General features: G+C 71.7%; 13 protein-coding genes. 10 read left to right on the forward strand and 3 right to left on the reverse strand.

All coding sequences use genetic code 11. The annotated features are described in order from the left end of the window. Positions 1-25 precede the first annotated feature (25 nt). The 3 genes from ACZ7GJ_RS00400 to ACZ7GJ_RS00410 all read left to right on the forward strand — a co-directional run bounded on the left by ACZ7GJ_RS00400 (position 26) and on the right by ACZ7GJ_RS00410 (position 5083). Positions 26-1282: a sugar ABC transporter permease gene (locus tag ACZ7GJ_RS00400; protein WP_470748704.1), complete on the forward strand. Its 1257-nt coding sequence runs from the start codon at positions 26-28 to the stop codon at positions 1280-1282. A 252-nt stretch (positions 1283-1534) separates the two neighbouring features. Beyond that, entirely contained in the window at positions 1535-3451 is a 1917-nt protein-coding gene (dxs, locus tag ACZ7GJ_RS00405; protein ID WP_470747915.1) for a 1-deoxy-D-xylulose-5-phosphate synthase, read from the forward strand. Positions 3452-3586: 135 nt separating this feature from the next. After that, a complete protein-coding gene (locus ACZ7GJ_RS00410) occupies positions 3587-5083 on the forward strand; it encodes an amino acid permease (protein WP_470747917.1) in 1497 nt (498 codons plus the stop codon). Positions 5084-5108: 25 nt separating this feature from the next. Here the strand turns inward: ACZ7GJ_RS00410 and ACZ7GJ_RS00415 are convergent, their stop codons facing one another. Further along, the gene (locus tag ACZ7GJ_RS00415) at positions 5109-6182 is read right to left on the reverse strand and encodes an LCP family protein (protein WP_470747919.1); all 1074 of its coding nucleotides are present in this window, start codon (positions 6180-6182) and stop codon (positions 5109-5111) included. A 177-nt stretch (positions 6183-6359) separates the two neighbouring features. Between ACZ7GJ_RS00415 and ACZ7GJ_RS00420 the strand changes: the two genes are divergently transcribed. The 7 genes from ACZ7GJ_RS00420 (at position 6360) to ACZ7GJ_RS00450 (ending at position 18318) form a co-directional block, all read left to right on the forward strand. Further along, a complete protein-coding gene (locus ACZ7GJ_RS00420) occupies positions 6360-8087 on the forward strand; it encodes a PLL family lectin (protein WP_470747921.1) in 1728 nt (575 codons plus the stop codon). Between the two features lie 128 nt (positions 8088-8215). Continuing rightward, positions 8216-9829 carry a stealth family protein gene (locus tag ACZ7GJ_RS00425; RefSeq protein WP_470748706.1) on the forward strand — a complete coding sequence of 538 codons (1614 nt, stop codon included), beginning with the start codon at positions 8216-8218 and terminating at the stop codon, positions 9827-9829. Positions 9830-9841: 12 nt separating this feature from the next. Beyond that, on the forward strand, positions 9842-11533 hold the full coding sequence (locus tag ACZ7GJ_RS00430) for a sugar phosphotransferase (protein WP_470747923.1): 1692 nt from the start codon (positions 9842-9844) through the stop codon (positions 11531-11533). Continuing rightward, on the forward strand, positions 11533-13287 hold the full coding sequence (locus ACZ7GJ_RS00435; RefSeq protein ID WP_470748708.1) for a stealth conserved region 3 domain-containing protein: 1755 nt from the start codon (positions 11533-11535) through the stop codon (positions 13285-13287). The genes ACZ7GJ_RS00430 and ACZ7GJ_RS00435 overlap by 1 nt, the downstream gene beginning before the upstream one ends. Continuing rightward, positions 13284-15392 carry a glycosyltransferase family 4 protein gene (locus ACZ7GJ_RS00440; protein ID WP_470747925.1) on the forward strand — a complete coding sequence of 703 codons (2109 nt, stop codon included), beginning with the start codon at positions 13284-13286 and terminating at the stop codon, positions 15390-15392. The genes ACZ7GJ_RS00435 and ACZ7GJ_RS00440 overlap by 4 nt, the downstream gene beginning before the upstream one ends. After that, positions 15389-17356: a PIG-L family deacetylase gene (locus ACZ7GJ_RS00445; protein ID WP_470747927.1), complete on the forward strand. Its 1968-nt coding sequence runs from the start codon at positions 15389-15391 to the stop codon at positions 17354-17356. The genes ACZ7GJ_RS00440 and ACZ7GJ_RS00445 overlap by 4 nt, the downstream gene beginning before the upstream one ends. Next, positions 17353-18318 (forward strand): endonuclease/exonuclease/phosphatase family protein, encoded by a 966-nt coding sequence (locus ACZ7GJ_RS00450; protein WP_470747929.1) that lies wholly within the window; start codon positions 17353-17355, stop codon positions 18316-18318. The genes ACZ7GJ_RS00445 and ACZ7GJ_RS00450 overlap by 4 nt, the downstream gene beginning before the upstream one ends. 75 nt (positions 18319-18393) lie before the next feature. Here ACZ7GJ_RS00450 and ACZ7GJ_RS00455 read toward each other — a convergent pair whose 3' ends face one another. Beyond that, positions 18394-20523, reverse strand: coding sequence for a 3-hydroxyacyl-CoA dehydrogenase NAD-binding domain-containing protein (locus ACZ7GJ_RS00455; protein ID WP_470747931.1), 2130 nt, complete (start codon positions 20521-20523; stop codon positions 18394-18396). Next, positions 20520-21746, reverse strand: a complete 1227-nt coding sequence (locus ACZ7GJ_RS00460; RefSeq protein ID WP_365920624.1) for a thiolase family protein — start codon at positions 21744-21746, stop codon at positions 20520-20522. The genes ACZ7GJ_RS00455 and ACZ7GJ_RS00460 overlap by 4 nt, the downstream gene beginning before the upstream one ends. Positions 21747-21762 lie beyond the last annotated feature (16 nt).

Genomic DNA, 21762 nt, shown 5'->3' on the forward strand with positions numbered 1-21762 from the left:
GGACCCGGCCGGCCAGACGGAGCACATCGACCCGGTCAACCCGGCCGCCGCGCCGGACGCCATCCCGGCCGTCGACCCCCGACTGCTCGTCCGCGAGCAGGGCCTGGCCGGCTACGTGAACGAGTTCGGCCGCAAGCTCAAGGCCGGTGACCTGGGCTCCGTACCGGTCGTCCTCGGCCTGATCATCATCTGGACCATCTTCCAGACGCTGAACTCGAACTTCCTCTCCCCGGAGAACCTCACCAACATCGCGATCACGATGGTCGCCACCGGCATGATGGCCGTCGGCATCATCTTCGTGCTGCTGCTCGGCGAGATCGACCTCTCGGTCGGCTCGGTCAGCGGCGTCTCGGGTGCCATCGTGGCCGTCCTCGCCGTCACCCACGGCGTGAACGAGTGGCTGGCGATCCTCGCGGCCATCGCGGGCGGTGCCCTGATCGGCTCCATCCACGGCTTCTTCTTCGCGAGGATCGGCGCGCCGGCCTTCGCCGTCACTCTTTCGGGCCTGCTCTTCTGGTCCGGCGCCATGCTGCAGATCCTCGGCAGCAACGGCACGATCAACCTCGACTCCGAGGGCGTGGTGGGCCAGCTCACCACGTACTACTTCTCGGACGTGGCCGTGGGCTACGGGCTGGCCGCGGTCGCGGTGGCCGGCTACTTCCTCGCATCGTTCAGCGACGCGCGGCGCCGCGAGGCGGCGGGGGTCCCCTCCCGGCCGCTCGTCGAGATCCTGCTGCGCACCGGCCTGCTCGCGGTGTTCACCTTCGGTCCCGCCGTGGTGTTCAACCAGTACAAGGGCCTGCCGCTCGCGGTGGTGCTGTTCGTGCTGGCCCTGGTCGGCACTGACTTCGTGCTGCGCCGCACCTCGTTCGGCCGAAACGTTTTCGCACTCGGCGGCAGCGTCGAGGCCTCGCGCCGTGCGGGCATCAGCGTCAACGGCGTCCGCATCGCGGTCTTCGCCATCGCCGGCACCTTCGCCGCCATCGGCGGGCTCTTCTGGGCCTCCAAGATCGCGGCGGCCAACCAGAGCGCCGGCGCCGGCGACCTGCTGATGAACGTGATCGCGGCGGCCGTGATCGGCGGCACCAGCCTCTTCGGCGGCCGCGGCCGGACCTGGAACGCCCTCCTCGGCGTTATGGTCATCACCTCCATCCAGTACGGTCTGGCCCTGGAGGGAATCGCGACGCCGATCCAGTACATGATCACCGGTGCGGTACTGCTGGCCACCGTGGTCATCGACTCGATCACTCGCAAGACCCAGAAGTCGGCCGGACGCGCCTGACCGCGCGCCCGGAGGCGTGACCCGGCGGTAAGACCCGTCACAGTGCCCGGTGCCACTCCGTGTGGCGCCGGGCACCTGTGCGTACATACGTGCGTGCAGGTGTGCGGGTATACGCCCGTTTGGGGTGTGTGACCTCACGCCGGCGTGTACAGGTATGACAAAGGTGTGACCCGACCGGGACCGCCCGATGATGCCCGCCGCGAGCGGAACATTAGACTCGACAGACCAGCAAGCAACTGCAAGGAGGCACGGGTGCTGCTGACCCGCATCAAGGGACCGCGCGATCTGGACCGGCTCAGCCAGGAGGAGCTCAACCAGCTCGCCGCCGAGATCAGGTCCTTCCTCGTCGACGCCGTCTCCAAGACCGGCGGGCACCTCGGCCCCAACCTCGGTGTGGTCGAACTGACGATCGCCCTGCACCGGGTCTTCGACTCGCCCAAGGACAAGGTCCTCTTCGACACCGGCCACCAGGCCTACGTCCACAAGCTGCTCACCGGCCGCCAGGACTTCGGCAACCTGCGCTCGAAGGGCGGCCTGTCCGGCTACCCCTCGCGCGCCGAGTCCGACCACGACGTGATCGAGAACTCGCACGCCTCCACCGTCCTGGGCTGGGCCGACGGCATCGCCAAGGCCAACGAGGTGCTCGGCCGCGAGGACCACCACGTCGCCGCCGTCATCGGCGACGGCGCGCTCACCGGCGGAATGGCCTGGGAGGCGCTGAACAACATCGCCGCCGCCAAGGACCGCCCGCTGGTGATCGTCGTCAACGACAACGAGCGCTCGTACGGCCCCACCATCGGCGGCCTCGCGAACCACCTGGCGACCCTGCGCACCACGGACGGCTACGAGCGCTTCCTGGCCCGCGGCAAGGACCTCCTGGAGCGCACCCCGGTCGTCGGGAAGCCCCTCTACGAGACCCTGCACGGCGCCAAGAAGGGCCTCAAGGACTTCATCGCCCCGCAGGGCATGTTCGAGGACCTGGGTCTGAAGTACATCGGCCCCATCGACGGCCACGACATCGAGGCCCTGGAGTCCGCCCTCACGCGCGCCAAGCGCTTCAGCGGCCCGGTCATCGTGCACTGCCTCACCCAGAAGGGCCGCGGCTACGAGCCCGCCGTCCAGGACGAGGCGGACCGCTTCCACGCGGTCGGCGTGATCCACCCGGACACCGGCCTGCCGGTCTCCACCGACGCCGCCAGCTGGACCTCCGTCTTCGCCGACGAAATGGTCAGGCTCGGCAAGGAGCGCGAGGACATCGTCGCGATCACCGCGGCCATGCTCCAGCCGGTCGGCCTGAAGAAGTTCGCGGACGCCTACCCGGACCGGATCTTCGACGTCGGCATCGCCGAGCAGCACGGCGCCACCTCGGCGGCGGGCCTGGCCACCGGCGGCGCCCACCCGGTCTTCGCGGTGTACGCGACCTTCCTCAACCGCGCCTTCGACCAGGTCCTGATGGACGTGGCCCTGCACAAGTGCGGCGTCACCTTCGTCCTGGACCGGGCCGGTGTCACCGGTACCGACGGCGCCTCCCACAACGGCATGTGGGACATGTCCATCCTCCAGGTCGTCCCGGGCCTGCGCCTCGCCGCCCCGCGCGACGCCGAGCAGCTGCGCGCCCAGCTGAACGAGGCCGTCCAGGTGAAGGACGCGCCGACGGTCGTGCGCTTCTCCAAGGGCGTCGTCGGCCCGGCCGTCCCGGCCGTCGGCCGGATCGGCGGCATGGACGTGCTGCGCACCCCGGCCGACGAGGTCACCCGGCCGGACGTACTGCTCGTCTCGGTCGGCGCGCTCGCCCCGATGTGCCTGGAGATCGCCGACCTGCTCGACAAGCAGGGCATCACCACCACCGTGGTCGACCCCCGCTGGGTCAAGCCGGTGGACGAGGCCCTGGCCCCGCTCGCCGACCGCCACCGCGTGGTCGTCACTGTCGAGGACAACAGCCGCGCCGGCGGTGTCGGCTCCGCCGTCTCGCAGGCCCTGCGGGACGCCGGTGTCGACGTACCGCTGCGTGACTTCGGCATTCCGCAGCGCTTCCTCGACCACGCCTCCCGCAAGGAGGTCATGGCCGAGATCGGGCTGACCGCGCCGGACATCGCCCGACAGGTCACCGGTCTCGTCGCCAAGCTGGACGGGCGCTACGAAAGCGAGCCGGCCGCCGCCGTCGACTAGCCGATCGGCCGCGATCGGCCGCAATCGGCCAATGGAACACCGCGCGGTTGCACGTCACGGGCCGGGAGATCACCCTTGAGGGGTGGGCCTCCCGGCCCGTTCGCGTACGTACGCCACCTGTTCGGAGGTGCGTCGGTGAGTACGGATCTGAACAGTCCCTTCCGCACGAAATCGGTGGAGCAGTCCATCCGCGACACGGAGGAGCCGGAACACGCGCTCCGGAAGTCGCTCTCCGCCTGGGACCTGACCGTTTTCGGCGTCGGCGTCATCATCGGCACCGGCATCTTCGTCCTCACCGGCAAGGTCGCCAAGGAGACCGCCGGACCCGCCACCGCCCTGGCCTTCGTGGCCGCGGGCGTGGTGTGCGCGCTCGCCGCCCTCTGCTACGCGGAGTTCGCCTCGACCGTGCCGGTCGCCGGATCGGCGTACACCTTCTCGTACGCCTCGATCGGCGAGCTGCCGGCCTGGATCATCGGCTGGGACCTGGTGCTGGAGTTCGCCCTGGGCACCGCCGTCGTGGCGGTCGGCTGGTCGGGCTACGTCCGCTCGCTGATGGACAACGCCGGCATCCATCTGCCGGCCTCCCTACAGGGGCCCGACGTGGCGGGCGGCACCTTCGACCTGCTGGCCTTCGTCCTGGTCCTGGTGCTCACCGCGATCCTGGTGGTCGGGGTGAAGCTCTCGGCCCGGATCACCGCCGTGGTCGTCGCGATCAAGGTCACGGTGGTGCTCATCGTGATCATCGCCGGACTCTTCTTCATCAAGGGCAGCAACTACAAGCCCTTCATCCCCGAGGCCGTGCCCCAGAAGGGCGGCTCGGGGCTCGACGCACCGCTCGTCCAGCTGATCTTCGGCTACGAGCCCACCAACTTCGGCGTCATGGGCATCTTCACGGCCGCCTCCGTCGTCTTCTTCGCCTTCATCGGCTTCGACGTCGTGGCCACGGCCGCCGAGGAGACCAAGCTGCCGCAGCGGGACATGCCGCGCGGCATCCTCGGCTCGCTGCTCATCTGCACGGTGCTGTACGTGGCGGTCTCGCTCGTGGTGACCGGCATGCAGCACTACTCGGAGCTGTCGGTGAGCGCCCCGCTGGCCGACGCCTTCAAGTCCGCCGGGCATCCCGTGTACGGCGGCATCATCAGCTTCGGCGCCGCCGTGGGCCTGACCACGGTCTGCATGATCCTGCTGCTGGGCCAGACCCGCGTGTTCTTCGCGATGAGCCGTGACGGCCTGCTGCCGCGCTTCTTCTCGCGGACGCACCCGAAGTTCCGCACCCCGTACCGGCCGACGATCCTGCTGGGCGTGGTCATCGCGATCGTCGCCGGGTTCACCAGCATCAACGAGCTCGCGACGCTGGTGAACATCGGTACGCTCTTCGCCTTCGTGGTCGTGGCGCTCGGCGTGATCATCCTGCGCCGCACCCGCCCCGACCTGCACCGGTCCTTCCGTACCCCGCTGGTGCCGCTGGTCCCGATCCTGTCGATCGCCGCCTCGGTCTGGCTGATGCTCAACCTGCCGGCCGAGACCTGGGTGCGCTTCGGGATCTGGATGGCGATCGGCTTCGTCGTCTACTTCCTGTACGGCCGCCACAACAGCCGCCTCGGCCGCCTCGGCAGGGACGCCGAGTTCTAGTGCCTAGTGCCGGAGAACTCCCCCGTCAGCCCTTGGCGGGGGAGTCCTTCGCGGAATCGGGGACCTTCTTGTCGTTGCGCAGGGCCTCCCACAGCTGGCCGGCCTGCGGCTCGGCGACGATGACGCGGTTCTTGTCGACCTTGTCGTAGGCGACCGGCAGCATGATGGTCTCCATCGTCTCCGGGTCCACGCCCTTCATGCTCTGCGCGAAGTCGGACAGGCCCTTGAGGGAGCCGAGCTCGGAGTCGGTGGTCAGCGACTTGGTGCCCGCGTCGGCGAGCTTGTAGAGGCGGGCCGGGTTGCCGAGGGCGTCCTGCTTCTTGATCTCGCTCAGCATCGCCATCATGAACTTCTGCTGGAGGCCTATGCGTCCGAGGTCGCTGCCGTCCCCGTAGCCGTAGCGGGTACGGACGAACTTGAGCGAGTCGGTGCCGTCGAGCCGGTGCGGGCCCGCGTCCAGCTTGAGGCCGCCCTTGGCGCCGCTCATCGGCTTGTCCAGGGTGACGGTGACCCCGCCGAGGGCGTCGACCAGGCCCTTGAAGCCGGCGAAGTCCACCTCGACGAAGTGGTCCACGCGGATGCCGGACATCTGCTCGACGGTCTTGACGACACAGGCCGGGCCGGCGAGGGAGTAGACGGAGTTGAACATCTGCCGGTTGGCGGACCCCATGGTCTTGCCGTCACGGTCCTTGCACTCGGGCCGGGTTATCAGGGTGTCGCGCGGGATGCTCACCGCGGTGGCCTTGGCCCGGCCCTCGGGTATGTGCACGAGCATCGCGGTGTCCGAGCGGGCGCCGCTGACGTCGCCGTGGTCGAGGTCGCCGTTGGCCCCGGCGCGCGAGTCGGATCCGATGACGAGGATGTTCTGCGCGTTCGCGACGACCTTCGCGGGCCGGTCGTCGCCGATCGCCTGGTCCAGGTCGACGCTGTCGATGTTGCCGTTGAGGTGGTTGTACGCCCACCAGCCGGCGCCCGAGGCGCCCAGGATCAGAACGGCCAGCGTCAGCAGGGTGATCCTGAGCACGCGCCGCCGCTTGCGCGGGGCGGCCCGGTGGGTCTTCCCCTCGCCCGAGGCCGTGGCGGTCTGCGTCTGCGTCATCGCGTCGAATCCTTAACTGGACAGGTGTTTGAGCGAGAACTATAGGGGCGACGGCTTGGGGCGCCTACTGAGCGGGCCGCCGCGGAGGGCTCGCCAAAGGGCGCGTGTTCACTCAAATGTTCGTCTGGCATAAGGTGTTCAGCGGTCATCGGGCGGCACCGACAACAGGAGAACGCAGTGGCGCGGGGTTCGGGGAGGGGCGGACGCGCCACGGCGCGGGGCCGCCGCAGGGCGGTGGCCGCCGACCGGCCGTCGTCCGCCGGCCGTACCGCAGCCCGGGCATCCGTCACCGCCGGCCGCGTCCTGCACGTGCTGGCCCACCCCGCGGACGCGCTCGGCGCGACCTCCGCGGAGCTGTTCCGCGCCCTCGGGGAACCGGGCCGCCCCGTGACCGTGGCCTGCCTCGCGCGCAGCGGGCGGACCGACCGGGACCGGCTGCTGCGGGTCATCGGCCGCGGCGGCACGTGGCGGCGTACGACCGAGGCCCTGCCGGACGGCGAGGTGCTCGACGTCTTCGCCCTCTCCGAGGCCCCCCACGTCGAAGTCTGCTTCGCGGACCCCGCCGAGCCTCCCGCGCCCGGCGCCCCGGACGGGCTGGTGGACCGGGTGGCCGCGCTCCTGGAGCTGTTCGCGCCCGGCACCGTCTGCACCCTGGACCCCGACCCCGACCACACCGGCTGGAGCGACGACACCGGCGCCGCCCGCCCCGACCACCCCGAACACACCGCCGTCGCCGAGGCCGCGCTGGTGGCGGTGCACCGTGCGGCCGAAGCCGGTGCGCGGCCGGTGGCGGTCGAGTGCTTCCGCTGCCCGGCCCCCTGCGAGGCGCCGTCGGGTCCGGCTCCGGCCGTCGTGCGCTACCCGGGGCGCCGCGTCGCGCTGACCCGGGGCACCGGCGGGCAGCTCACGGCGTACGCGGTCCTCGGCGGCCGGCTGGCGCGCTGGACGGAGCGGACCCCGGGCGGACCCGAGTGGGGCGAGCGCGAACTGCTGGACGCGCCCGGGCTGCTGCCCGTTCTGGCGGCGGCCCAGACCGGGCAGGGCTGGGTGCACCTGGTCTCCCTGCGGCGCACCCCGCGGCCCGACGGAACGGTCCGCGTCGAGGTCATGCACGCCGTGCAGTACCAGAGCGGCCGGCCGCTGGGGCCGTGGCGCTCCCTCGGCAACCCGAACGGCGGCAACCACGACAAGGGCCGCGAGGTCGGCGTGCCCGCGGCCATCGTCGACGCCGAGGGCTGCCTCCACGTCTATGCACGCAACTTCGGCCGCGGTGTCAGCAGCCGCACCCAGCGGGCCGACGGCTCCTGGACCTCCTGGCAGGACATCAACGGCTCCGAGGTGCAGGACGGGCTGGCCCCCGTGCTCGACGACGCGGGGCTCCCCGAGCTCTACGCGCCCTCCGGCGACGGGGTGCTGCGCTGGCGGCGCAACGCCGAGGGGGCGCTGCGCGAGGTCATCGACGACCGGCTGCCGCTCTTCGCGGCGCCGGGTACGGCCATCTCCGCGCTGGCGACCGGACCGGGCCGGGTCACCGTCTACGGATGTGACGTTCGCGACCGGATGCTCCATGCGTACCGCACCGACCGGGCGTCGACACCGCTCGGCACGGCCGGCGGGGAAGGGGTCAGCGTGCTGCGGATGGCCATCGACGGCTACGACTGCACGGTGCTCCTGCAGCGCTCGGCCGAAGGGGCCGTCGCCGTCGGCGCGTACCCGACCGAACACGAGAACGCGGGCCTGTGGTGGGAGCGTACGGGCGGGACCGGCATCCGCGAGCCCGCGGCCGCCGCGGACGCCCTGGGCCGGCTGGTCATCGCCTCGCTGGACGGGGACGGCCGGCTGGCCGTGGCCCGGCAGGACGCGTCGGTCTCCGGGCTGACGCTCGGCGAGTGGGTGACCGTCTGAGGGCAGGGGGAGTTCCCAACCATGTCGACAAATCGTTTACTCTTTCCATATCTTGCGGCGGTTGAATCGGAGCTCTGCAGCGCGAGAGTCCGGTTCCAAGCACTGCGGGGAGGTTGAGCGTGGCCATCATGCCTGAGTACGTGATGCAGACCGGGGCGGGCATGGGCCAGGCGCCGGAGGCGGCCGCCCCCCGGCCGGTGCCCCGTCCGCGACTGCTCGTCGCGGAATCGGGCGACGAGGCCTACGTCCACCCGTACGCCGCCCCGCTCGCCGCCCGGGAATGGAACCGCGCCGCGGTCGCCCAGCTACTGCAGCACCTCGGGATCCCCTCGTTCGCCGTGCGCGGCAAGTCCGACCACGGCACCGCGGTGGCCGTCCTCGAAGACGACCGGACGCGCTTCCTCGAAGGCCTGTCCCGCTACCTGGGCCACTACCCCGGCCACCTGACCCCGCTGCGCGAACCGCGGCTGCGCGCCCCGCGCCCGCTGCCCAGCGGCGACCCCGAGGCCTGGCGCGAGCTGGGCTCGGCCATGGGCGTACAGGCCAGCTGGTACCAGACCGACCCCGAGGGCCACCTGCTGCTCGGGCACGAGTACGGCTGCGCCGTCGAGTTCTGGCGGCACGAGGGGGACCGGCTGGTCGCCCCGCGGCCCAACCGGACCGCCTTCTCGGTGGCGGCCGACGGCCCCAACGTCTGGGGCCCCGGGCGCCTGTTCAGCCGTTTCATATCCGAGGCCACACCCCGGCAGTCCGCCCCGCAGCTGGCCACCCGGCCGGAATTCCTGGTCCCCACGGTCGAGGACATCGAATTCCCCGTGGACGCCGTCTACACCTGGGTGGACGGGGACGACCCGGCCTGGGCGGCGCGCAAAGCGGCGGCGAAGGGCGAGGCGTACCACGCGGAATCCGCCAGCGATGCCCGCTTCCTCAGCCGGGACGAGCTGCGCTATTCGATCCGCTCCCTGCACCTCTTCGCCCCGTGGATCCGCAACGTCTACGTGGTGACCGACGATCAGGTCCCCGCCTGGATGCGCACCGACGTGCCCGGCTTCCAGGTCGTCAGCCACCGGGAGATCTTCCGCAACCCGGCCGACCTGCCCACCTTCAACTCGCACTCCATCGAGAGCCAGCTGCACCACATCCCCGGTCTGGCCGAGCACTTCCTCTACTTCAACGACGACATGTTCATCGGCCGCCCGGTCACCCCGCACACCTTCTTCACCCCGGGCGGCACGGCCAAGTACTTCCCCTCCCGCAACCGCATCCCCCAGGGGCCCGTGGCCCCGACCGACACCCCGGTCGACGCGGCCTGCAAGAACAACCGGGCACTGCTGCTGGAGCGGTTCGGCCGCGTCATCACCCAGCCGATGGAGCACATCCCCTACGCGCTGCGCCGCAGCGCCATGGAGGAGGCCGAGGCGGACTTCCCGCAGGCCTGGCAGCGCACCGCCGCCAGCCGGTTCCGTGCCATGACCGACCTCTCCCCGACCTCATCCTTCGCCCTGTACTACGCGGCCCTGACCGGCCGCGCCCAGCCCGGATCGATGCGCTACACCTACCTCCAGCTGTCCGTGAACGACCTAGCGGACCGCCTCCAGCGGCTCCTGGACGGCCGCGGCCAGGACTCCTTCTGCCTCAACGACGCCTACTCCACGCCGGAGGACCTCCAGGCGCAGACCGAAATCCTCAGCGGCTTCCTCGGCGCCTACTTCCCGACCCCCAGCCCCTGCGAACTGAGTTGAGGAGCGCACGACATGGCTGAACCCGATGCCCTGAACTCCGCCGCCCAGGTCTACGCGAAGCTGGTCCCCCTGCCCCTGCGCGCGGTGGCGGCCAAGATGCCGCCGCAGGTGCGCCGCAACGTCAAGAGGCGGCTGGACCGCACCCTGGCCTCCCGGGAGTCGCGCCTGCACCGGCGCGCCGTCAAGCGGGTGCGCGAGAACGGCTTCAGCAACGTCCCGGACGGCCGGGCCAAGGCCGTCGACGGCCGCGTCGGCCACGTCCACCGCGGCCTGACCACCGACTTCGCCCGCCACACCGACCTGGCGCTCGTCACCACCGCCTTCGACTCGGCCGACATCCCCTGGTTCGCGGTACCCGCCCTCGACGACCGCCGGATCTCCCTCGCCGTACCGCAGGACCGCAAGGGCGACGTACGGCGTGTCCTGCGCGCCCTGCTGGAGGCGCAGACGGGGTACGTCGTCTCCGTGTCCCCCTCCAACGAGTCCACCGCCGCCGTTCCCGGCAGCCACGTGAAGGCCTGGAAGCACTTCGCGAAGGCCCGGGTCATCAGGCTGAACTGGCTGCGCACCGACCCGACCCGGTCGCTGTGGATCGGCGAACAGCAGGGCGTGGAGATCGAGTTCTGGACCCACAACACGAAGCTGGCCACCCCGCGCCTGGTCGGCCCGCGCCCCAACCGCGTCCAGCGGGTCGTACCCGCCGAGGCGCAGGACCTCGTCAGCATCACCCACGACCGGCTCTCCGGGTACGCCGACATCGCCGCGGACGCCGAACGCACCCTCACCCGCGAGGGCTTCGAGGTCCAGCGCATCGAGGAGATCACCTACCCGGTCGACGCGATCGTCCTGTGGGAGCACTCCGAGCCCTGGGCCGAGGCACTGCTGCGTGCCACGCTGCGCTCGATCCACCAGTACGCCCCCTGGATCGACGTCGTCCACATCGTCGCCTCCCGGCCCGTTCCCGGCTGGGTCCGGGTCAGCGAGCGGCTGCGGCTGGCCGGCGCCGCGGCCGGCACCGACCCCGCCCTCCAGCAGCTCCCCGGCGCCGCGGGCCGGTTCCTGCTGTTCCGGCCCGGTGCGCTGCTGGCCCGCCCGGTCCGCGCCTTCGACTACTTCACCCCGCTCGGCGGGACCCGGCCCCGCCGCGGCGGCTGGTCCGCCGAGGAGGCCGCGGCGCCCTGGGCCGCGCAGGCGTACGCGCACACCGGCCGGGCCGTCGTGCACGGCTACGCGCACGGCCCCCAGCCCTACACCGTCGAGGCCCTCGGCGGCATCTCCCCGGAGCGGGCCGGCGGGCACGGGGCGCCGGACGGCCAGTACGTCTCCGAGCTGCCCGGCACCCATCCCGTCGACGGCCTGGTCCACCACGCCGCGCACGTCGCGGCCCTGGCCGACCCCTCCGGCGAGGCCACGCTCACCGTGCACGCCGCGATGCCGCGCATCACACGGCTGCTGGAGCGGCTGCTGGTGCGCCGGGACACGCAGCAGCTGCACCTGATGGGTCTGGGCAGCACCGAAGCGGGCACCGCCGGCGGCACCAGGACCGTGCTGGGGTTCCTGCGCCGCTACTACCCGGTGCCCAGCCCGTTCGAGAGGCCGGTGCCCGCCGCGGCACCCGATCCCGAGCCCGCTCCCGCGGCCGAACCCGGGCCCGCGCCGGAACCCGAAGCGGGGCAGGCCACAGGCGGCGGTCCGTGGCGGTGATGAACCCCGAGGCGTCGTCGATGGTCGCGGTCTACCGCACCGTGCTGCCCGTCGCGCTGCGGCGCGGCCTCGCCCGACGCGTCCCGGTCCGCCTGCGCGGGCTGGTCAAGCGGCTCCTGCGCCGGCTCCAGATGGGCGTGGGCCTCAGCCAGGCGCTGCGCGCCCTGCGTGCCCGCCGGCGCTGGCCGCACCTGTTCCGCCAGGGCGAGCGGCTCGCCGCGCTGATGGACCGGGGGGCGCAGATCGCCCTGGTCCGGCCGACCGCCTCGCCGCTCGGCCTGCGCGAGGCCAACCTCGAACTCGTCGTGACCGCCCTGGAGGGGGCCGGCGTCGACTACTTCGCCGTCCGCGGGGCCAGCGACTTCCGCGCCTGCTTCGGTGTCCGGGCCGAGGACCGCGCACGGGTCCTGGCCGCGCTGGACGAGAGCGGCCTGCAGGCCCCCGTCTACCTCTCCCGCGGCGACGCCCCCAAATCGGCGCTGCGCGCCGCCCTGACCGGCTCCCGCCGGGCCCGCCGGATCGGCGCCGAGGCCGACGTACTGCGCGTGGGCATGGTGTGGCGGGACCCGGGCGGCTCGCTGCCGCTCGGCCTGGAGTACGGCAGCGAGATCGAGTTCTGGCGCGACGACCAGGGCGTGCTCCTCGCGCCCCGGCCCAACCTGGTCACCGACGAGGTGGCCGCGGACTCCCCGCGCGTCACGGTCCCGGTCTCCCGGCTCACCGGATTCGCCTCCCGGCACACCCGCCGCACCCGCAGGGTGCGCACGCTGGAGCCGTACGCCGCCGCCCTGCCCGAGGACGTGCGCTTCCCCATCGACGTCGTCTACACCTGGGTCGACGGCAACGACCCGGCCTGGCAGCGCCGCCGCCGGGAGTACGGGCACGGCGGCTACCACGAGGAGTCCGCCAACCCCGCCCGCTACATCAGCCGCGACGAACTGCGCTACTCGCTGCGCTCGCTGGAACAGAACGCGCCCTGGGTGCGCCGCATCTTCCTGGTCACCGACCGGCAGCGGCCGGTCTGGCTCGACCCGGACCATCCGCGGATCACTGTGGTGGACCACTCGGAGATCTTCGCCGACCCGCAGGCGCTGCCGACCTTCAACTCGCACGCCATCGAGAGCCGCCTGCACCACATCGACGGGCTCTCGGAGCACTTCCTGTACTTCAACGACGACATGTTCCTGGGCCGGCCCGTCACCCCGCAGGCCTTCTTCCTGTCGAACGGCACGACCCGGGTGTTCTTCTCCCCGTCCCAGGTGCCGCAGCAGCGGGTCAGCTCCCAGGACCGCCCGGTGGACGCGGCCGGGAAGAACAACCGGCGGATCATCGCCGAGCGGTTCGGCCCCAGCATCGTGCAGAAGATGCGCCACGCCCCGTACCCGCTGCGGCGCTCCATCCTCTTCGAGATAGAGGAGGAGTTCGCCGACCACCACCGGGACACGAGCGCGAGCCGGTTCCGCAGCGTCACCGACATCTCGATCCCGTCCTCGCTCTACCACTACTACGCGTACTTCACGGGCCGGGCGGTGCCCTCGGACATCGAGTTCGCGTACCTGGCCCTGGACAAACCGGAGATCGAGCGGCGCCTCGGCATCCTCCTCGCCCACCGGGACCGGCAGGCGTTCTGCATCAACGACACGGTCGACGACGGCCGGGACGCGGACCGCCAGTCCCGGATGGTGCGCGGGTTCCTCGACGCCTACTTCCCCATACCCAGCCCCTTCGAGCGGAAGGAGTACCACGCCCGATGAAAATCTCCTTCCTGATCAACAACATCTACGGGATCGGCGGCACGAACCGCACCGTCATCAACCTCGCCGAGGCCCTGTCGGCCGACCACGAGGTGGAGATCGTCTCGGTCTTCCGGCGCACCAACGGCGGCACCAAGTTCGAGATCTCGCCCCAGGTCACCGTGCGCCCGCTGGTCGACCTGCGCCCGGGAAAGACCGGCGCGGACCGAGGCCACCCGGACCTCACGGAACCCGGTTCGGTCGTACCCCGCCAGGAGGAGTTCCACGAGCAGTACAGCAAGCTCTCCGACCGGCGGATCATCGAGCACCTGTCCAGGACCGACGCGGACGTGGTCATCGGCACCCGGCCCAGCCTCAACCTGTTCGTCGCGCAGTACACGCACGACAAGGCGCTGCGGGTGGCCCAGGAGCACATGACCCACCTGGCCATCCCGGCGGCCGTGCGCGCCGAGATGGCCCGCGTGTACCCGAGGCTGGACGCCGTCACCACCGTCACCGACGCGGACGCCCGCTCCTTCCTGGAGCACACCCCGCTACCGTCCGCGCTGCCCGTCGTGGCGATCCCCAACAGCGTGCCGCGGCCGGTGGTCGAGCCCGCCGACGGCCACCGCAACGTGATCGTCACCGCCGGCCGCATGCACCACGTCAAGCGCTACGACCTGCTGCTCCAGGCCTTCGCCCAGCTCGCCGGGGACTTCCCCGACTGGCAGCTGCGCATCTACGGCGACGGCGGCGAGGCCCCGAAGCTCCGTACGATGGTGCACCAGCTGGGCCTGGCCGGACAGGTACTGCTGATGGGCGGCTTCTCCCCGATCGAGTCCGAGTGGGCCAAGGGCTCCATCGCGGTGGTCACCTCCAGCGCCGAGTCCTTCGGCATGACGCTGGTCGAAGCCATGCGGTGCGGGCTGCCGGTGGTCTCCACCGACTGCCCCGTCGGCCCGCGCGAGATCATCACGCACGGCGAGGACGGCCTGCTCGTCACCAACGGCGACGCCGACGCCGTCGCGGCCGGGCTGCGCACGGTGATGGCCGACGCGCCGCTGCGCCGCCGGATGGCCGCCGCGGCCCTGCGCAACTCCGCCCGTTACGATCCCGCGGTGATCGCCACCCGGTACGTCGAGCTCTTCGAGGACGCGGCCCGGCGCCGGTCCGACGCCGACGGCCGCTACCGCCGGCCCGCGGCCAAGCCGCTCGGCCGGGTGTCCGGCTCCGAGGCCCCGCCCGCCGGCATGCGGACCGCGGTCTGCCACGCCACCGCCGAGGACGCGGACCGGCTGCTGCTGTCCCTGGACGGCCCCGCGGAGGGCCGCGCCCGCTGGAACTTCCTGCTGCGCCACCTCGCGACGGGCCAGGACCGGCTCCCCGACATGCCGCTCGGTACCCGGCGGTCCGCGCTGGACACCGGCGGCACCCGCTACACGGCGGACGTCACCCCCGAGGACCTGGTGCAACTCGGCGACGGCCGCTGGCAGGTGCTGATGGAGTCCGGCCGGGGCGAGTACGTACACGTCAAGGCGGGCATCCGCGACACCCGTACGCTGATCGGCGCCCGCTCCCGGCTGCTGGGCGACCCGGGCAACGGCCCGGTGCGGTGGAACCTGCCCTACGCGCAGCCCAACGGGAAGCTGACGCTGCGCACCGTGGTCCGGGCCATGCACGCCGAGGTCTCCACCGTCCAGGTCGACGACGAGGGGATCGTGCTGTCCGCCGTGCTCCTGGGCGCACTCGACCTGATGCCCGGCGCGCAGGTGGTCCTCACCCGGCGCGGCCACTACAAGGCCCAGCTCACCGTCACCGCCCGGGTCTTCGGCGGGCGCTTCTTCCAGGCCGTCCTGCCGGTGGGCGCGGCCGTCGAGGACCGGCTGGCGCGCTGGGAGGACTGGGACTGGTGGATCCAGCCCGACCCGTTCGAGCGCAGGCGGGTGCGGATCTGCCACCTCTTCGAGGACTTCCCCGACGTCAAGAACTCCTGCGCCTATCCCGCCGTGCCCGTCGCCACCGACGAGGACCCCCGGTTCGTGATCGCGAGCCCCGTGCGTCCGGTGCACGTCCGACCGTACTGCTCCGCCTCCGGAGCCATGGCAATGAACGTGGTGGAACGTTGAACAGCAATCGCTCGATCCTGCACATCGTCGCCCACCAGGACGACGACCTGTACTTCATGAACCCGGACCTGGTCCGTTCGCTCCAGGACGGGGACCGCATCGCCACCGTCGTCCTGACGGCGGGCGAGGGCGACGGGATCAACGTCGACGTCAACGACCAGAGCCGCGGCTCGGTCGCGCCGGACTTCGCCGCGTACAGCACGGCCCGCGGCTGCGGACTGCGCTCCGCCTACGCGCGGATGGCCACCGGGGACCGCAACAGCCCCTGGCGGCGCGAGATCACCGAACTCGTCCCGGGCTTCGCGGTGGAGTGCTTCACGCTCATCGCGGTGCCGTCCGTGCGCATGTACTTCTGCCAGCTGCACATGGGCGCGCCCACGGAGGCGGGCATGCGCACCCGGATCCACCAGCTGTGGACGGGCCAGACCCGCACCCAGGCGACGCTGCCGGTGTGGGGCTCCGCGCTGACGCAGGTCCAGCACGTCTCCCGGGAGATGGTCATCGCCGGTCTGGCCGCGCTGCTCGCCGAGACCGGGGCCACCACCGTCCGCACCATGGACCCGGACCCCGAGCACGACGGCGGCAAGCAGGACTTCGTGATGTCCGACCACCTCGACCACACCGTCATCACGCAGTTCGCGGTGGCGGCCCTGGCGCGCCACCGGGAGACCGCGGAGCGCGTCCCGGTCGTCGAGTACTACCGCGCGTACGCCAACCGGTTCTGGGGGCAGAACCTCGACGTCATGGAGATGGCCGAGAAGGCCGATTACCTCTCCGTGTACATGGGCCTCGGCTCCGACCACTGCCCGCAGGGCACCTGCCACCAGTGCGGCGACCGCCAGCTGGGCACCAACCCGTACCGCAGTACGCACATGCGCAGCAGCGCCTACCGCTTCTCGCCCACCGCGGACTGGCTGCGGCTGGGTCCCGGCGGACGCCTGAACGCCTACGTCGTCCTCAGCGGCCGGCTCGCCTTCTACACCGAGACGGGACCCGCCACCGGCGAGTGGCAGGGCCCCTTCATGCTCGGCGACGACTGGATCTCCCCGTCCCTCGCGGTGGCCGGTACCCCCGGCGGGCCCGCCCACGTGGTCGCGCTGCGCCGCCGCACGGCCGACAACGGCACCGTCACCGTCGACCTCGTGCACACGCAGCAGAGCCCGGACGGCAGCGGCTTCACGGGCTGGCAGTCGCTGGAGAACCCGGACTGGGCGCACGAGGACCTGCGCCGCCAGCGCGAGCTGGGCGTCCCGATGGCCGCCGTCGACGGGGCGGGCCGGCTGTACGTCTTCGCCCGCGACTTCGCCCAGGGCATCTCCATGCGCCGCCAGGACGGCTTCGGCGGCTGGGAGCCCTGGCAGAGCCTGGGCGGCGGCTTCATGCAGGACGCGGGCATCGCGGTCACCAAGGAACTGGGCACGGTCGAGGTGTACGTGCCCGGCAAGGGCTCGGTGTCCCGCTGGTACCAGAACGAGGTGGGCGGCCCCTTCTCCCACGACGGCTCCCTGTCCACGGGCACCGTCGCCACCGGCGGCATCAACGCCGTGGACTCCGGGGGCGGCCGGGTCTGCCTCTACTACCGGGAGGCCGGCACCCAGCAGGTCATGGCCTACCGCCAGCACGAGAACGGCCGCTGGCCCGGCGCCGGAGCCTCGCTGGGCGGCGCCGGCGGCACCGGCGCGGTCGCCGCCGTATGGGCCCCGCGGCGCGGCGCCCGCGAGGCGTACCTGGCCCACCGCAGCTCGGGCGGCCGGCTGTGCGTGTCGCTGCCCGAGCAGGACGTCGACGCGTCCGGCACCCGCTGGCGGGAGAGCGGCGACATGTTCGCGCAGTCGCCCTCCCTCGCCTACGACGCCGCGGGGGCCCTGGTCGCCGCGGTCATCGGCATCGACGGCCGGCTGCGGGTCCGGCGCCAGCTCGTACCGGAGGCCGGCAGCTCGCTGGGGCCCGCCGTGACCGTATGAGACGCCGGTACCAGCTCGCGCTGGCCCTCGCGCTCGTTCCGCTGGCCCTCGTCGGCCTGCTCCTGCGCAGCGGCACGGTGAAGGAGCAGGCGGAGCCTCCCGGGGAACTGCTGCGGGTGATGGAGTGGAACATCTGCGGGGCGGCCCAGAACTGCTCGAACCGAGGGAGCACGGGCGTCGGGACCTCCCTGGCGCGCCTCGCCGAGCAGGTGCAGTTCCGCACGCCCGACCTGCTGAGCGTCAACGAGATCTGCCACGCCCAGTTCGTGGCGCTCCAGGCGCTGCTCTCCGTGCGCGGGTGGCGGATGGAGGGGGCGTACGCGCAGATGCACGACAACGTGCCCGCCTGCGGCTCCGACAGCTCGTACGGGCTGGCGGTCTTCTCCCGCGAGCCGCTGACGGCCCCGGCGCAGTACCGGCCCTTCGCCAGCACCTCGGAGGAGTACGTGGCCCAGGGCCGCGCCGAGCGGGTGCGCCGCGGCGTGCTGTGCGCGCCCACGACGGTCAAGTTCCGCCGGGTCGTGCTGTGCGGTGCGCACTCCGGGACCGAGCCGGACCAGCTCGTGCAGGCGCAGGAGTGGTTCGCCGACGCCGAACTGTTCCCGCCGGACGTGCCGGTGGTGTTCGCGGGCGACCTGAACCAGCAGCCCAACGAGGCCCCGCTGGCGGGGCTCTACTCGCACACGCGCGGGGAGAAGGACACCTACGAGCCGCGGGGCCGGTTCATCGAGGCGGACGAGAGCGACCGGGAGTGGTTCCGCCAGGGCGCGGCCGGCGGGGTGCGCTGCGACGATCCGGCCGTGACCCGGTGCCGCAACGGCGCGCCGACCGCGGACGACGGGCGGAAGATCGACTACATCTTCGCCACGGAGGCGCACTTCAACAGCCCCACGGGGCGGACCGAGGTCTTCCCGGAGTCCGACCACGTGCTCTACGAGGGGTCCTTCCGCTTCCTCAAGTGATGTCGGAAGAACGCGAAGCGGGCCGTACGGGAAGGATCCCGTACGGCCCGCTTCACTCGTGCTCGGTGCGACCCGTTACGCCGGGACGCTCGCCTGGCCCGGGGCCAGGAACTTCTTGCCGTTCACACGCTCGGAGACACCCTCGCGGTCCAGGTACGGCGTGACGCCGCCCAGGTGGAAGGGCCAGCCGGCGCCCGTGATGAGGCAGAGGTCGATGTCCTGGGCCTCGGCCACGACACCCTCCTCCAGCATCAGGCCGATCTCCTGCGCCACCGCGTCCAGGACGCGGTCGCGGACCTGCTCCTCGGTCAGGACGACATCGCCCTGCACCAGGAGGGCGGCGACCTCGGGGTCCAGCTCCGGCTTGCCGGAATCGTAGACGTAGAAGCCGCGCTTGCCGGCCTTGACGACGGCGGCCAGGTTCGGGGAGACCGTGAAGCGCTCCGGGAAGGCGCGGTTCAGGGTCTCGGACACGTGCAGACCGATCGCCGGGCCCACGAGCTCCAGCAGCACCAGCGGGGACATCGGCAGGCCGAGCGGCTCGATGGCCTTCTCCGCCGTGACCACCGGGGTGCCCTCGTCGATGACGTTCTGGATCTCGCCCATGAAGCGGGTCAGGATGCGGTTCACGACGAACGCCGGGGCGTCCTTGGTGAGGACCGCGGTCTTCTTCAGCTTCCGCGCGACACCGAAGGCCGTGGCCAGCGAGGCGTCGTCGGTCTGCTCGCCGCGGACGATCTCCAGCAGGGGGAGGATCGCGACCGGGTTGAAGAAGTGGAAGCCGACCACGCGCTCCGGGTGCTGGAGCTTCGAGGCCATCTCCGACACCGACAGCGAGGAGGTGTTGGTGGCGAGGATCGCGTGCGCCGGGGCGACCGCCTCGACCTCCGCGAACACCTTCTGCTTGACGGACATCTCCTCGAACACGGCCTCGATGATGAAGTCCGCGTCCGCGAAGCCCTCGGCCTTGTCCAGGACGCCGGTCACCAGGGCGGTCAGGCGGTTGGCCTTGTCCTGGTTGATGCGGCCCTTGCCGAGCAGCTTCTGGATCTCGGCGTGGACGTAGCCCACGCCCTTGTCCACGCGCTCCTGGTCGATGTCGGTGAGGACCACCGGCACCTCCAGGCGGCGCAGGAAGAGCAGCGCCAGCTGCGAGGCCATCAGGCCCGCGCCGACGACGCCGACCTTGGTGACCGGGCGGGCCAGGTTCTTGTCCGGGGCGCCGGCCGGGCGCTTGGCGCGCTTCTGGACCAGGTTGAAGGCGTAGATGCCGGAGCGCAGTTCGCCGCCCATGATGAGGTCCGCGAGCGCGGTGTCCTCGGCGTCGAAGCCCTTCTGCAGGTCGCCGTCCTTGGCAGCCTCGATGATGTCGAGCGCGCGGTAGGCGGCCGGGGCGGCGCCGTGCACCTTGGAGTCCGCGATGAAGCGGCCGCGGGCGACCGCCGCGTCCCAGCCCTCGGCGCGGTCCACGTCGGCCCGTACGACCTCGGTGGTGCCGTTCAGCACGTTCGCGGTCCAGAGCAGCGACTGCTCCAGGAAGTCCGCGCCCTCGAACAGCGCGTCCGCGATGCCGAGCTCGAAGACCTGCTTGCCGCGCAGCTGCTTGTTCTGGTTCAGCGAGTTCTCGATGATCACCGAGACCGCGCGGTCCGCACCGATCAGGTTCGGCAGGATGGTGCAGCCGCCCCAGCCCGGAACCAGGCCGAGGAAGACCTCGGGCAGCGAGAAGGCCGGGATGGCCTTGGAGACGGTGCGGTAGGTGCAGTGCAGACCGACCTCGACACCGCCGCCCATCGCCGCGCCGTTGTAGTACGCGAACGTCGGGACCGCGAGCGCCGCGAGGCGCTTGAAGACGTCGTGGCCGCCCTTGCCGATGGCGAGCGCCTCGTCGTGCTTCTTCAGCAGCTCGACACCCTTGAGGTCGGCGCCGACCGCGAAGATGAAGGGCTTGCCGGTGATGCCCGCGCCGACGATGGAGCCCGCGAGGGCCTCCTGCTCGACCTGGTCGATCGCCGCGTTCAGGTTGGCGAGGGACTGCGGGCCGAAGGTGGTCGGCTTGGTGTGGTCCAGGCCGTTGTCCAGCGTGACGAGCGCGAAGCGCCCGGCGCCGAAGGGCAGGTCCAGGTGGCGGACGTGCGCCTGCGTGACGACCTCGTCCGGGAACAGCTCGGCCGCGCCCTTCAGGAGCTCAGTGGTGGTGCTCACTTGGAGTCTCCCTCGGTGTTGAAGTGCGGGTTCTCCCAGATGACCGTGGCGCCCATGCCGAAGCCGACGCACATGGTGGTCAGGCCGTAGCGGACGTGCGGCTGCTCCTCGAACTGGCGGGCCAGCTGCGTCATCAGGCGCACGCCCGAGGAGGCGAGCGGGTGGCCGAAGGCGATGGCGCCGCCGTACTGGTTCACCCGGGCGTCGTCGTCGGCGATGCCGTAGTGCTCCAGGAACGCGAGGACCTGGACCGCGAAGGCCTCGTTGACCTCGAACAGGCCTATGTCCTCGATGGACAGGCCGGCCTGGGCGAGGGCCTTCTCGGTGGCCGGGATCGGGCCGTAGCCCATGACCTCCGGCTCGACACCCGCGAAGGAGTACGAGACGAGGCGCATCTTGACCGGGAGGTTGTTCTCCCGGGCGAAGTCCTCGGACGCGATGATCGCGGCGGTGGCACCGTCGTTGAGACCGGCGGCGTTGCCGGCGGTGACCCGGCCGTGCGTACGGAACGGGGTCTTCAGGCCGGCCAGGTTCTCCAGCGTGGTGCCCGGGCGCATCGGCTCGTCGGTGGTGACCAGGCCCCAGCCCGTCTCACCGGCCGCCTCGTTGGTGTTGCGCACCGAGATCGGGACCAGGTCCTGCTGGATCTTGCCGTCGGCGTACGCCTTGGCGGCCTTCTCCTGCGAGCGCACGGCGTACTCGTCGGCGCGGAGCTTGGTGATCGTCGGGTACCGGTCGTGCAGGTTCTCGGCGGTCATGCCCATGAACAGGGCGGACTCGTCGACCAGCTTCTCGGAGACGAACCGCGGGTTCGGGTCGACGCCCTCGCCCATGGGGTGGCGGCCCATGTGCTCGACACCGCCGGCGAGGGCGACGTCGTACGCACCGAAGGCCACGCCGCCCGCGACCGCGGTCACGGCGGTGAGCGCGCCGGCGCACATGCGGTCGATGGAGTAGCCCGGGACGGACTGCGGGAGGCCCGCGAGGATGCCGGCCGTACGGCCCAGCGTGAGGCCCTGGTCGCCGATCTGCGTGGTCGCGGCGATGGCGACCTCGTCGATCTTCGCGGGGTCCAGGTCCGGGTTGCGGCGCAGCAGCTCCCGGATCGCCTTCACGACGAGGTCGTCGGCGCGGGTCTCGTGGTAGATGCCCTTCGGGCCCGCCTTGCCGAACGGGGTGCGGACGCCGTCGACGAAGACGACGTCCCTGACGGTACGAGGCACGTTGGCTCTCCTCCAG

The sequence above is a fragment of the Streptomyces sp. NPDC037242 genome, from assembly GCF_055604165.1.